10 protein-coding genes are annotated in these 13,131 nt (G+C 48.6%); 7 read left to right on the top strand and 3 right to left on the bottom strand.

Features of this window, described 5'->3' with window-relative positions:
- Positions 1–3: 3 nt before the first annotated feature.
- From ACYVI9_RS11675 to ACYVI9_RS11695, 5 genes are all read left to right on the top strand, one after another.
- Positions 4–936 (top strand): transporter, encoded by a 933-nt coding sequence (locus tag ACYVI9_RS11675; RefSeq protein WP_460764747.1) that lies wholly within the window; start codon positions 4–6, stop codon positions 934–936.
- A 199-nt stretch (positions 937–1,135) separates the two neighbouring features.
- On the top strand, positions 1,136–1,825 hold the full coding sequence (locus tag ACYVI9_RS11680; protein WP_460764748.1) for a ClpP family protease: 690 nt from the start codon (positions 1,136–1,138) through the stop codon (positions 1,823–1,825).
- A gap of 51 nt (positions 1,826–1,876) precedes the next feature.
- Positions 1,877–2,530 (top strand): ClpP family protease, encoded by a 654-nt coding sequence (locus ACYVI9_RS11685; RefSeq protein WP_460764749.1) that lies wholly within the window; start codon positions 1,877–1,879, stop codon positions 2,528–2,530.
- 92 nt (positions 2,531–2,622) lie between these two features.
- A complete protein-coding gene (gene clpX / locus ACYVI9_RS11690; protein ID WP_460764750.1) occupies positions 2,623–3,879 on the top strand; it encodes an ATP-dependent Clp protease ATP-binding subunit ClpX in 1,257 nt (418 codons plus the stop codon).
- A 31-nt stretch (positions 3,880–3,910) separates the two neighbouring features.
- On the top strand, positions 3,911–4,057 hold the full coding sequence (locus ACYVI9_RS11695) for a hypothetical protein (protein WP_460764751.1): 147 nt from the start codon (positions 3,911–3,913) through the stop codon (positions 4,055–4,057).
- Positions 4,058–4,126: 69 nt separating this feature from the next.
- Here the strand turns inward: ACYVI9_RS11695 and ACYVI9_RS11700 are convergent, their stop codons facing one another.
- Positions 4,127–5,767 carry an ABC transporter substrate-binding protein gene (locus tag ACYVI9_RS11700; protein ID WP_460764752.1) on the bottom strand — a complete coding sequence of 547 codons (1,641 nt, stop codon included), beginning with the start codon at positions 5,765–5,767 and terminating at the stop codon, positions 4,127–4,129.
- Positions 5,768–5,799: 32 nt separating this feature from the next.
- Between ACYVI9_RS11700 and ACYVI9_RS11705 the strand changes: the two genes are divergently transcribed.
- Together ACYVI9_RS11705 and ACYVI9_RS11710 are read left to right on the top strand one after the other, a co-directional pair.
- A complete protein-coding gene (locus ACYVI9_RS11705) occupies positions 5,800–7,464 on the top strand; it encodes a M1 family metallopeptidase (RefSeq protein WP_460764753.1) in 1,665 nt (554 codons plus the stop codon).
- 82 nt (positions 7,465–7,546) lie between these two features.
- Complete coding sequence (locus ACYVI9_RS11710) at positions 7,547–9,064, top strand: lipopolysaccharide biosynthesis protein (protein WP_460764754.1); 1,518 nt, start codon at positions 7,547–7,549, stop codon at positions 9,062–9,064.
- Positions 9,065–9,352: 288 nt separating this feature from the next.
- Here ACYVI9_RS11710 and ACYVI9_RS11715 read toward each other — a convergent pair whose 3' ends face one another.
- On the bottom strand, positions 9,353–10,048 hold the full coding sequence (locus tag ACYVI9_RS11715) for a C40 family peptidase (protein WP_460764755.1): 696 nt from the start codon (positions 10,046–10,048) through the stop codon (positions 9,353–9,355).
- Positions 10,049–10,371: 323 nt separating this feature from the next.
- On the bottom strand, positions 10,372–12,882 hold the full coding sequence (locus ACYVI9_RS11720) for a phosphocholine-specific phospholipase C (protein WP_460764756.1): 2,511 nt from the start codon (positions 12,880–12,882) through the stop codon (positions 10,372–10,374).
- Positions 12,883–13,131: the final 249 nt, after the last annotated feature.

A 13,131-nucleotide genomic window follows, 5' to 3' on the forward strand; every position in this document is an offset into this window, starting at 1 on the left:
ACGATGAAATATAAAATTTTGATGTTTCTGTTACTAATGATTCCCGGCCTGAGCAGGGCCTGTGATATTTGCGGATGTGGGGCGGGTAACGGCTATATCGGCATTCTTCCGGAATTTCACCGGCATATTATGGGCCTTCGTTACCGATACAATGCAATACTGTCCCACCTGGGAACCCAGGGGCAGACCACCTATCTGACCAGCCGGGAGCAGTACCGCATAGCCGAAGTCTGGGGCGGCTGGAATATAACCGATAAGTTTCGGGTCATGGCTTCATTGCCCTACAGTTTTAATGACCGGACCCGACAGGAAGTCCGTAACAGCAAATCCGGCCTGGGCGATATCAGCCTGTCCGGCTTTTACGAACTGCTGGGCAGCCGGGAAACGGTTTCCGGAAAAAAAGACCAGAGCCGGCTGCTGGTCCAGAGTCTCTGGCTGGGCGGAGGAGTGAAACTGGCGACCGGTACCTATAACCCGGTAGATAAATCCGACGCCGGCGAGAATGCCAATCTTTTTCAACTCGGTACCGGGAGCTATGATTTTAACCTGACGGCGATGTATGATATCCGTCTCCAGGATGCGGGCGTGAATATCAATGGCAATTACCGGATCAATACGACCAATAAATATGCCTATCATTACGGTAATAAGTTCAGTTTGAACGCCCAGGCCTATTATAAGTTCCGGACAAAAAATGAGGTGATGATCGCACCCAATGCCGGCCTGCAGCTGGAGCAGGCCCGTAGCGACGAAGACCGGGGGCTGGAAGTGACCGCATCCGGCGGCCGGTTGCTGATGGGCACCATCGGGCTGGAGACCGGCTGGGGAAAATGGGCCCTGGGGGCCAATTATCAGACGCCACTGACCCAGCAACTCGCCGGGGGAATCATCCAGGCCCAGGATCGGTTTATGATACACCTCGCCCGGGCGCTCTGATCCCGGGTTGTGGATTGATTTTAAGTACGGGCTGACCAATTGACTTCATATTTTATGGGTAACTGCGCCAACCTGTCACTCTTTTGGAATGATTTCAGGAATGGATAGAAATTTGATCTGTTTAGCCCGTAGGAATTTTTAAAGGCCCCGGGGCTATTAAAGATTTTTATGTAGGTTTACCATCTATCAATTTAATCATATGAGTTTTAATTCTGAATTTGAAAAATATGCGGTCCAGCACAGGGGGATTTCCAGCAATACCCTGCACAGTTATGGCAACCATCTGGTGACGGCGCTGACTCCTAATATTATTGAAGAGCGTCCCATGAACGTCGCCGTCATGGATGTATACAGTCGCCTGATGATGGACCGGATTATCTTCCTGGGTTACCCGGTCAATGATGAAGTAGCCAATATCATCACCGCTCAACTGCTGTTTCTGGACAGTACCGATCGTCAGCGGGATATTAATATGTATATCAACAGCCCCGGTGGCAGTGTCTATGCCGGTCTGGGTGTCTATGATACCATGCAATATGTCAGCCCCGATGTGGCCACCATTTGTATCGGTATGGCGGCTTCCATGGCCTGCGTACTGCTGGGCGCCGGTACAGAAGGAAAAAGAGCAGCCCTCAAGCATGCCCGTATCATGATGCACCAGCCCAGCGGCGCTATCGGTGGCCAGGCCAGTGATATTGAAATTACCGTCAATGAAATCCGCAAGCTCAAAACCGAGTTGTATGATATCGTCAGGGACCATACAGGTAAACCCATCGATCAGATTGAAAAGGATTTCGACCGCGATAAATGGATGACCGCAGCCGAAGCCAAGGAATACGGTCTGGTGGACGAGGTTTTACTGGTCAATAGCAGAAAAGTAAAATCCTGATCAGCAGAAGGAAATGGAATAAGGCGCACTTAAAAAATAAAATCCAACACAATGAAATTTTCTGAAATCTATAATAACCAATACAAGGCCCGGGTTGTCGCTGATGATGGCGAAGAAGAAGAACCCAAAGAAGCTGCAGATAAACGGGATGACCTGATGATGCTTAATAAGCGGCTTGAAAAAATGTTCTTTGAAAAAAGAACGGTTTATCTATGGGGCGTTGTTGACGATAAAAGTGCACGTGAAGTGACCACAAAATTGCTGTTGCTGGAAGCGGACAAACCCGGCGAGGAAATTAAATTCTACATCAATAGCCCCGGGGGCGTTGTGACCAGCGGTATGGTTATTTACGATACCATGCAATTGATTTCCAGCCCGGTGAGTACCATTTGTATGGGTCTGGCTGCCAGCATGGGTAGCATCCTGCTCAGTGGTGGAACAAAAGGTTCCCGGTATATCTATCCCCATGGAGAAGTCATGATCCACCAGCCTTCTCTCGGAGGTTATATCCGCGGAGTCAGTACCGATCTGGAAATCCAGGCCAAACAAACCCAGCGGGTGAAAGAGATCGGTGCTAAAATCCTGGCGGACAATTGCGGTAAAAGCCTGGAACAGATACTGAAGGACTTTGACCGGGACTACTGGATGGACGCCCCGGAAGCGATTGAATACGGCATTGCCGATAAAATCGTGGATAAGTTGTAATAGGCTGATTTTCAGTATATAATACCAATTCCCGTCAATATTATAATAAAAGCCACTCAAAACGGGTGGTTTTTTTAACTTTGTAAGATATTATGAGTGAGAAATTATCAGGCAGCACACTGCATTGTTCTTTCTGTGGTCGGAGTCGCGATGAAGTGGAAATTCTTATCGCCGGACAAGATGGCCATATTTGTGAGAACTGTGTGGAACATGCCAGGGAAATCATCGACCAGGAACTGCACTTGCAGGATCCAGCCAATGGCAGGGGGTTTTCGCTGAATGTGAAAAAGCCCATGGAAATCAAGACTTTTCTGGACGATTATGTAATAGGTCAGAACGATGCGAAGAAAGTACTGGCCGTGGCGGTGTATAATCATTACAAACGTTTAAAGCAGCAGAACCGGGAACTGGATCCTGGTGGCGAGATCGAGATAGAGAAAAGCAATATCGTGATGGTGGGGGAAACCGGTACCGGTAAAACCCTGCTGGCCAGGAGCATCGCCAAAGTGCTGAACGTTCCATTTGCGATTGTGGATGCGACGGTATTTACGGAAGCAGGCTATGTGGGGGAAGATGTGGAAAGCATCCTGACCCGCCTGTTACAGGTATGTAATTATGATGTGGAAGCCGCCGAAAGAGGCATCGTCTATATCGATGAAATTGATAAAGTAGCCCGCAAAAGTGACAACCCCAGTATTACGCGGGATGTTAGTGGGGAAGGGGTACAGCAGGGGTTGCTGAAGCTCCTGGAAGGTACCGATGTGCTGGTGCCTCCACAGGGAGGCCGGAAACATCCGGATCAGAAACTGATCAAGGTCAATACCAGCAATATCCTGTTTATATGTGGGGGTGCGTTTGACGGCGTCGATAAAATTATCGGACGTCGGGTGCAGACCAATACCATCGGATTCAATGTGGATAAGGAATTACAGGAGGACATGAAGAACAACCTGTTGCGTTTTGTAAATGCCCAGGACCTGAAAACTTTTGGCCTGATCCCGGAACTGCTGGGCCGGCTGCCCGTGGTAACCCATCTGGATCCGCTGGATGCCATTACCCTGCGTGCCATCCTGACCGAGCCGAAGAATGCCCTGATGAAACAGTATAAAAAACTGTTTGAGTTGGAAGGTATCGAGTTGAAGGTCAGTGATGATGTCTATGATTTTATGGTGCAGAAAGCCGTGGAATACAAGTTGGGCGCCCGCGGATTGCGTTCGATTTGCGAAAGCATCCTTACCGATGCCATGTATGAATTGCCTTCTTCGGGTGAAAAGCAGTTTCAGCTGACCCGGGAGTATGCCGAACGCAAATTCAGTAAAAGCAAAATGGGCCTGATCAAAGCGGCCTGATCCTGTTTTTTTTAAATTTATAATCCCCCATATGAACGAATTACTGGAAAAATTAAAAGCGGAAGCCGGACTGTCCGATGAACAGGCCGCCAAAGCCCTGGAAACCATCAAAAGTTATGTAGTGGAGAAATTCCCTATGCTGGAATCCGCCGTGGGTAATCTTTTTGGCAGCAATTAAACAGCGAAACCCCTAATAAATAAAAACGCTGCAGGCTGCCCGCTCCAGGGTGGGACTGACGGCGTTTGACTATTCTATCCGTGTCGTTCTGAGCTCCAGCAGGTTCAGGGCATTCGAAGAAAATCCATGGACATTTTTCTGTACCAGATGAATGACTTTGTCGTACCAGAGCGGCACGACGGGGGCATCATCGATCGCGATCTGATCCGCCTGCTGGTAGAGCAGATAACGCAGTGAATCATTGGTTTCGCGGATGGCCGCTTCGAAAACGCGGTCGAACTCGGGATTACTATAACGGGTGTAATTCGGGGGTGCCGGATTTTTAGAATAAAAAACCGACAGATAATTTTCCGCGTCCGGGTAATCAGCAATCCATCCTCCCCGGAAAAACGCCGCTTTTGAACCCGCCGTCATTTCAAAAAGCAGGGATTTCTGCACGACCTCTACCTGGACCGGGATACCTAGTTCGCCCAGCTGCTTGGCTATAAAATTGGCAAAATCACCATAAATAGCAATGGTCAGTAATTTGATGACCGGCAGGCCTTTCCCATTGGGGAAACCAGCGTCCCGAAGTAATGCGGCCGATTTCTGCGGTTGATAGGTATAACCTGTAACCGCCGTTTCACTGAAAGAAGGTAAGCCCTTGGGAACAAAGCCCTGCTCAGCAGGGGTGCCCAGGGAATTGCGCAGGTAGAGAATCATTTTGCGCCGGTCAAATCCATAGTTTATGGCCTGGCGGATTTTTTTAAAACGCAGGGGTGAATTTCGAACCAGTGGGTTGGTACTGTCCATCAGGAACCCCAGGTATTCTATATTCAGGTAGGGCTCGGTTTGTAAGATGATCTTGTCCTCCCAGAACCGGCGCAGCCGGCCCTGTTTGGTGAGCACTTCGTCCTTAAAGCTGGGATCCAGCTCATTGATAAAATCCAACTGTCTCTGGCGGAAAAGCAGAAATTCGGTGGCCCGGCTGTCCTTGAAGCTGATCTTGATGCCGTCGAGATAGGGCAGTTGCCGTCCCTGACTGTCTTTTTCGAAATAACGGGCGTTTCTGCTAAATATCAAAGCCTGGCCTTCTTCCCAGGCAACAAAACGGAAGGGGCCGGAACCTACCGGATGGGCCCGGAAGCCTTTACCGTATTTTTCAACCGCTTCCGGGGCGACCACAGAACAGTATTGCATCGATAAAATGCCCAGAATCGGTTGGTAGGGACGAAGCAGTTGTAACCTGAAGACAGTATCATTGAGGGCGGTAAAGGGCTGCAGAGAGTCGGCCTTGCCATTGAAGATCCAGGCACCAGGGCTGGCTGTCGCCGGATCGATGATGCGATTGAAGCTATAGGCCACATCGGCTGCCACCAGTCTGCGGCCCCTGCCCCCGGGGAAACAGGCGTCATCATGAAAAAAAACGTCATTGCGCAGGTAGAAAGTATAGACTTTTTTATCGGCGGAAATCTCCCACCGGATAGCCAGGGAAGGTCGGATATTCAGGCTGTCATCGATCTCCACCAGCGTGTTAAACAACTGGTGGGCGGGCCACATGGTTGATTGATTCTTTGCAAATGCCGGATCCAGGGAGGCAATACCCGCATATTCGTTGTAACGGAATATCATTTTATGCTGATCGACGCCGGAATGGCAGGCCAGTACTTGCAACAATACCAGCATCTTCAGGATCCACCACTGGTCAAATATTGTTTTGTGTTTGCGCATGAACGGCTAAATTTACAATTCAAAAAGGAGTGATGAAGCTTTTAAAGCAAATTATTTTTGGGCTGTTACTGACAGTTATGTGGATGCCGGATACCGCAACCGCTCAGCTACTCAGTGGCCAACCAAAGGTATTTACCCGTCAGGACAGCCTGCGGGGGACCAATGGATCGGGACGTTACTGGTGGGATGTCCGCCATTATGGGATTTCGCTGCATTTTGATATAGAAAAACAACGGATCTGGGGTTGCAATGAGATGACCCTGAAAATAACGGATCAGCCAGTCGGCGACCTGCAACTGGACCTGCAGACGCCGATGATACTTGAAAAAGTCGTGGATACCAAAACCGGCCTTGCGCTGGCATTAAAAAGGGAGGGCAATGTTTACTGGGTGTCTGCGAAAAAATGGGGGACGCCGGGCAGCATGCTCAAGCTCAGGTGCTATTTTTCCGGCAATCCACGTATTGCAGTAACACCGCCCTGGGATGGCGGCTGGATTTTTGCCAAAGACAGTCTGGGAAGACCCTTTATCAGTACAGCGGTACAGGGTTTGGGTGCGAGCGCCTGGTATCCCTGTAAAGATTATCAGGGTGATGAGCCCGAAAAGGGGATGTCCCTGACCATTCATACTCCCCCGGAACTGACGGCAGTCAGCAATGGGCGGCTGGTATCCAGGAAATCGGACCGGAACGGGCAGGTTGCCTGGACCTGGAAAGTGACCCAGCCGATTAATAATTATAATATCACGCCTTATATCGGCCATTATGTAAACTTCACCGATACCCTGATGGGGGCCAGGGGCCGCCTCGATCTTTCCTATTGGGTGTTGGATTACAACCTGAAGAAGGCCCGTAAGCATTTTGAGCTGGTAAAGCCCATGTTACATTGTTTTGAATACTGGATGGGCCCTTATCCCTTTTATGAAGACGGCTATAAGCTGGTGGATGCGCCTCATCTGGGTATGGAGCATCAAAGTGCCGTGGCTTATGGAAACAAGTACCTGAATGGTTACCTGGGCCGCGATCGTTCCGGAAGCGGCTGGGGCGAGGACTGGGACTTTATCATCGTCCACGAAAGCGGTCATGAATGGTTTGGTAATAATATTACTTCCAAGGACCTGGCCGATATGTGGGTTCACGAATCCTTTACCAATTATTCGGAAACCATGTTTGTGGAATGCCGGCATGGTAAAACTGCCGGAAGCGCCTATGTGATCGGTCAGCGTCGGATCATCCAGAACAAGGAACCCATCGTTGGCCATTATGGCGTGAATAACGAAGGTAGTGGGGACATGTACGACAAGGGGGGAAGTATGTTGCATACCATTCGTCAGGTCATCAATGATGATCACTTGTTCCGGGATATCCTGCGGGGGCTGAATCGCGATTTTTATCACCAGACGGTAACCGGCGCCCAGGTGGAACAATATTTCAGTGAGAAATCAGGGAAAGACCTGCAGAAGATTTTTGATCAATACCTGCGGACCACTCAGGTTCCCGTATTGCAATACCATCAGTCGGGTTCCCGGCTTTCTTATAAATGGAATCAAGTTGTAGCGGGTTTTGACATGCCGGTAAAACTGATGAACGGACGCTGGATTCATCCGACTACCCAATGGCAGACCATCAGTACCACGGAGGCAGGGGGAGATTCGCTGACTGTAGCTGCGGATTTTTATATCACCGTTAAAAAAGATTAGTTTAAGTTTGACTGGTGTCTGATCCGCCGGGTCCCTGCCCTGATCAGGGTAATTGCCTACGGATCTCCAAACCTTTACAAGGATGAGTGTAAAAATCAGGCGGCAAAGCATATTATCTTCGCTGGTAACCTACCTGGGTTTCGCTGTAGGCCTGTTGAACACCTATTTTTTCGTCAAGGAAGGCCTGTTCACTACCGAAGAATACGGGTTGACTAAGATATTTATAGATGTGGCGGCTATGATTGCGTCGCTGTCGGCCATCGCCATGCCTGCATTTGTTTACAAGTTCTATCCCTATTATAATGACAACCTGAAGCCCGAAAGAAATGATATGCTGGCCTGGGCCCTGTTGGTCGGCCTGGCGGGCTTCCTGTTGGTAATGATTCTGGGCATTCTTTTCAAGGACCTGGTTTACCGGAAATTCGGCGCAAATTCCCCGCTATTTGTTACCTATTATTACTGGGTATTTCCCTTCGGGCTGGGTCTGACGATTTATAATGTGCTGGAAGCCTATGCCTGGAGCCTGCACAAGTCGGTTTTCACGACTTTTTTAAAGGAAGTCGAATGGCGGCTGCTGACCACCGTGTTGATTGTATTATTCCTTTTTAATATTATTCCTGATTTCAGTCATTTTATTAAACTCTATGCCCTGAGTTATGCCGGCATCGCAATTACACTCCTGATTTTCCTTATCGCTACCCGTAAAGTCTATTTTGTATTCCGTGTCAGCAAAGTCACCCGGCGTTTTTTGAAAAAAATAGCCCGGTTCAGTCTGTTTATTTACGGGGGCGGGCTGGTTTTTACTTTGTCCCAGGTATTCGATTCCTTTGTGATCGGCGCCACCCTGGATGACGGTATGACCAAAGTAGGTATATTCAGCCTGGCCTATATCCTTACGGGCTTGATTCAGGCACCGCAGCGAGGCATTATTGCCGCCTCCATTCCCCATTTGGCCCAGGCCTGGAAAGATAAAAATCTTCGTTCCATCAGAACAATCTATCAGCGGTCATCGATTAACCTTTTGATTTTTGCAGTACTGATGTTTGTACTGATCTGTCTGAATTATCAACAGGCGGTGTTGGTATTCCGGCTGAAGCCGGAGTATCTGGCCGGTTTTCAGGTATTTGTTTTACTGGGTCTGATGCGGATTGTGGATATGGGCAGTGGCGTCAATGCCCAGATCATAGGTACTTCTACTTATTGGCGTTTTGAGCTGGTTAGCGGGATTGTTTTGCTGGTGCTGATGTTGCCCTTAAACTATCTGCTGACCAAAAGACTGGATATTCTTGGGCCAGCACTGGCCAACCTGATTTCCTTTTCGGTATACAACCTGATCCGTATCGTTTTTTTATGGAAAAGGTACCGGCTTTTTCCTTTTACCCCTAAATCGGTAGGTGTACTGAACCTGGGGCTGGTCAGTTTTATGGTAGCCTGGCTGGCTTTTCATCAAATGACCGGGCTGGAAGGTCTTTTTGCACGCAGCCTTCTGGCCATCGCCATTTTCGGGCTGGGCTTGTTCCTGCTCAAACCTTCCCCGGATATACAACCGGTACTGATTTCACTGATCAACCGCGGTCGTCGAAAAGCGGACGACCGGTAAAGCCCTCCTTTAAGGAAGCCAACGCGCAAATTGCCCTAATGCTTCTTATGGCATAATGCCCTGGTGTCGCTTTGGTTTTCGTTGATTTTGCCAGCCTTTATGTTTTTCTGCCTGTATTTTCCGGGCCATGCAGTTCATTTTAACGCGAGACGGTTTACCGGATACGCGCCGCACCTGCCCCTGACTGATTTTGAAATCCCATGTCCGGAGCTTCGGATGGCCCCCTGGCGGCTAAAGCCAAAAAAACCGGCAGGCGCCGGTCGTAAATATTTTGAATTCAGAAGTGGGTTAATCGTTTCTGTTGGCCGCGGCCAGATAGCCCTGCTGGTCCTTCTGATGGTCGCGATCCTTGATCCGGCCGCCACCCAGAAAGCGGCTGATATAATAAGCATCATATAAATCGCTGACAATTACGCCACGACTGGAAGACGCATGTACGAATTTGTTGTTTCTCAGGTACATACCTACATGGGACACGCCTCCGGTTGTATTAAAAAAGACCAGATCTCCTTCTTTCAATTCGGTAGTGGAAATCCTTCTGACTGCCCGGTACTGTTCCCGGGCGGTACGGGGCAAATAGATGTCAAATGCATCCTGACATACAGCACGAACAAAGGCGCTGCAGTCGACACCTTTTTTGGTCGTGCCTCCATAGCGATACCGGGTTCCATACCATTCGTCAATGGATTCCAGTAAACGGGTATTAAGGAGTTTTCCTGGTAAAACTTCAAGAAGAGAACTGTATTTTAGTTGTAGTTCAGTGGGTTGAAAGTTTGTCGAGAGGTTCAGTGCTGCGTCTTCCAGCTCCAGTTCCAGGTCCTTGGGCGCCAGGGTCTCTGTCACTTTTTGTTGCCGGGTATAAGATTTTGAATTGCGGGCAGTGACACTAACATCCTGAATGGCGGGAAGCTCAGGATTATAATTGGGGCCGGAAGATTTTGCCGTTACAGGCTTGTAAGGGCTGTACTGATTGGTAAGCTTCATCGAACCGGAGCAGCTACTTAAGCCAACAGCTGCTATAAATCCGAATAAAAAAATCCTCATCATAAATACGTCAAATCCCAGTTTAATAATAAAATCCAGTCTATAGAACGGATTATTGTCTGACAGAATTATTAAAACGCCGGAAACTTGCAAATATTGTGAAAATCCTAATATTTTTTTAACAGGCTGCAGTCTTTCGAGCCTTTTGATTGATTTTTAGCAAAATACCGCCCAATAGCTGTAGAACCGTTGGAAATAAATACCGGCATTGTCATTTTTAATGACTTGATTATTAGTTGTTTAATTATTAAAATCCCTGTTTTTTACACGATGCGACCCATTAGGGGGTCAGTGATTCCGGCAATCCCTGTTTCCACATGTCCTGCGAAAGTCTGGGAAAAGTCCGGATGACCTTTTACCGTAACGGTGATATCATACCAGCCGGAGGATTTTTTCAAATGGAGCAATAGGGGTTTTTGACTGCCAGCGGCAATCTGCTGCTGCAGGGGTGCATTGCCATATCCATTATCAGTAATTTCAATATCCAAAGCGGTAGCCCCCTGATTGTCAAACTGTAGTAACAGATTTCCCTGTTCTTCCTGCACACGGTAGCCACAGGCCAGCCGGAATGCCGGATCTTTGTCACTGCCGGTGAATTCCCGGTAAAATCCATTGGGCCCATACACCCTCAGGAAATACTGTCCGTCTTTAAAATCCGCGGTTTTCCAGCTATCTTCCAGTTGATGACCGGCTGCCACAGTAAAGTTCCAACTGCGGTTGGTCTCGAAAGATTTTCCATCGATGCTGCGGTGACTGCCCATGGCATAGACCCGGAAAGGGGCGCCCGCTGCCCGCTTTCCAAATTGCTTCTGAGCGGCCTGCAGCCCAATGGTAAACTGTTTGGTAGCCCTGTTATAATGGCCGTTGGCATAGAGTTCATAGGGCAGGGGACAGGCAGGGCGGGTACCTTTTTCCTGCCGGGGTAGCCAGGGACCGTAATTTCCTTTTGCCAGGTCAGCCGGATCCGCCCGGGTAAATCCCGGTTCCCTTGTGAATTTGGCATTGTAAATGGTTTCGATAAACTGATCGCGATCGAGAAATGCCAGATCACGGTCCTCCGCCTTCTCGAATTTGGTAAAGGCCGAGGTCAAATCGCCACTGATGGCCCTGCGCCAGGGATTGATATTGTCGAAGCGGATTTCTTTTTTAAGTTTCTTACTATAGAAGGTTTCCAGGAATTGTAATGTGGACGTATGTTCAAAAAGCTGAGAGCAAACCTTGCCGCCCCGGCTCCAGGGAGAAGCAATGATCATCGGTACCCGAAACCCCAGTCCCACCGGGGCTTCCCGGGCCTGGCTTTTCGGGATCCCCTGGGCCAATTCATTCGCCAGCCGGACATGCTCGATCTCGGTATCCATATGGGGTGCACATTTACCGGTTCCCGGCAGTATGTTGTCCGAAATAGAAAAGGGTGGAATATGATCATAGTAACCGTCATTTTCATCATAAGTGATGATGAATATGGTTTTTTGCCAGATTTCGGGTTTTTGGGTGAGTATGTCCAGGATTTCTGAAAGGTACCAGGCGCCATACCAGGGAGCGCTGGGGTGATCGGAAAAATTCTGGGGACCTGCCAGCCAGGAGACGGAAGGCAATTTGCCCTCTTTTACATCCTTGCGGAACTGATAAAATATATCACCGGCAGGGACGGCCAGCTCCCGGACCTGACCATTTTCCTCATATTTGAGTTGGTCAAGTTTACGGTAGTCCGGATTGTCCTTATTGGTGACAAAGGCATTAAAAAATAGCTGTTTTTCTTCTGCCGGTAATTTTTCAAAGTTGTCCAGGTTCCAGCGCTGTAGTTCTGCCCGGGCCCGGTCCAGTGCTTTTTGTTTATTGCGAATCGCGGCCTTGGTTTTTTTAGCGTCTGTTTCTCCGGGGCTGGCTTCTATCAGGGCGCCGATCTCTCCGGGGAGGGTATCTACCTGTTGTTGCAGACTCTGGATATATCTTGGTGCAAATTTGACATTATAGGCGGCAAAAAATTCCAGCAGGTTGCAGCCAAAATTGGCCAGCCAGGAACGTTCCTGTCCCTGAAACCCACCACCACAGCTGATTTCGTTCTGGTAAAATTTCCAGTCTACGCCATTTTCGCTGAGCAGTTCCGGAAAGGTTTTCCAGACATGCTTGGCATGTCCAAAATCTGTATTCCGGATATTGGCTTTGGCCCGGCCTTCTTCTTCGTTCATAATATTGGCGGTCCAGAAAAACGAGCGGTTGGGCGTGGTACTGGTCATTACAGAACAAAAGTTCTGATCACAAACTGTAAAAGCATCCGCCATGGCATAATAAAAAGGTAGGTCTTCCCGGGTATAATGACCCATAGTCAGCGGCATATCGGAAAACTTCTTATTGCCTGATTTCTTGGCCAGCAGCCATTTGTCGTATTTTCCCTTATTATGGGCATCCACCTGACTGTTTCGCGAATGCGGCAAACTGCCCATCCAGGTGATCTTGGTATTCTTGATGTCCAGCCGGAAAGGCGCATAAGCATCCCCTTTTTCGTTTTTCTGGAACCAGACGGGAAGTTTGTCAGGTAATTGAATTGCCCGCGGGTCATTAAAACCCCGGACGCCCTGCAGGGCGCCGAAGGAATGATCAAAGGAACGGTTTTCCTGCATCAGAATCACAATATGTTCTGCATCTAAGTAACTGCTGCCGGGACGCGGGTCGATCGCCATGGCAGCTTTGATGGAGTCAGGTACAAAAGCGGTCATACCGGCCGCTCCGGAAAGCAGCATGGCCTTCTTTAAAAAATCTCTTCTTTTATCCATTTTGGCAATGTTTTCGATCCTTTAAAGTTACGTGTTTGACTGTGGGCCTGGATGGCTGAGACAAGATAAAAGACTGAGTCAGAATCCATCAGGAGCACCAAAATGGCCTGCAGTACCTGTATTGATGCGATTTCCAAGATTTGTTAAATTTGTCTTAAAGTAAAGATTATTAAAGAAAATTAAAGATCAACTCTCAAGATGTTTTTCTGTTTTAATAGAAGGGCATCCCGGAGATGTGCATAAAGAATT

It is taken from the genome of Niabella terrae (assembly GCF_054783135.1).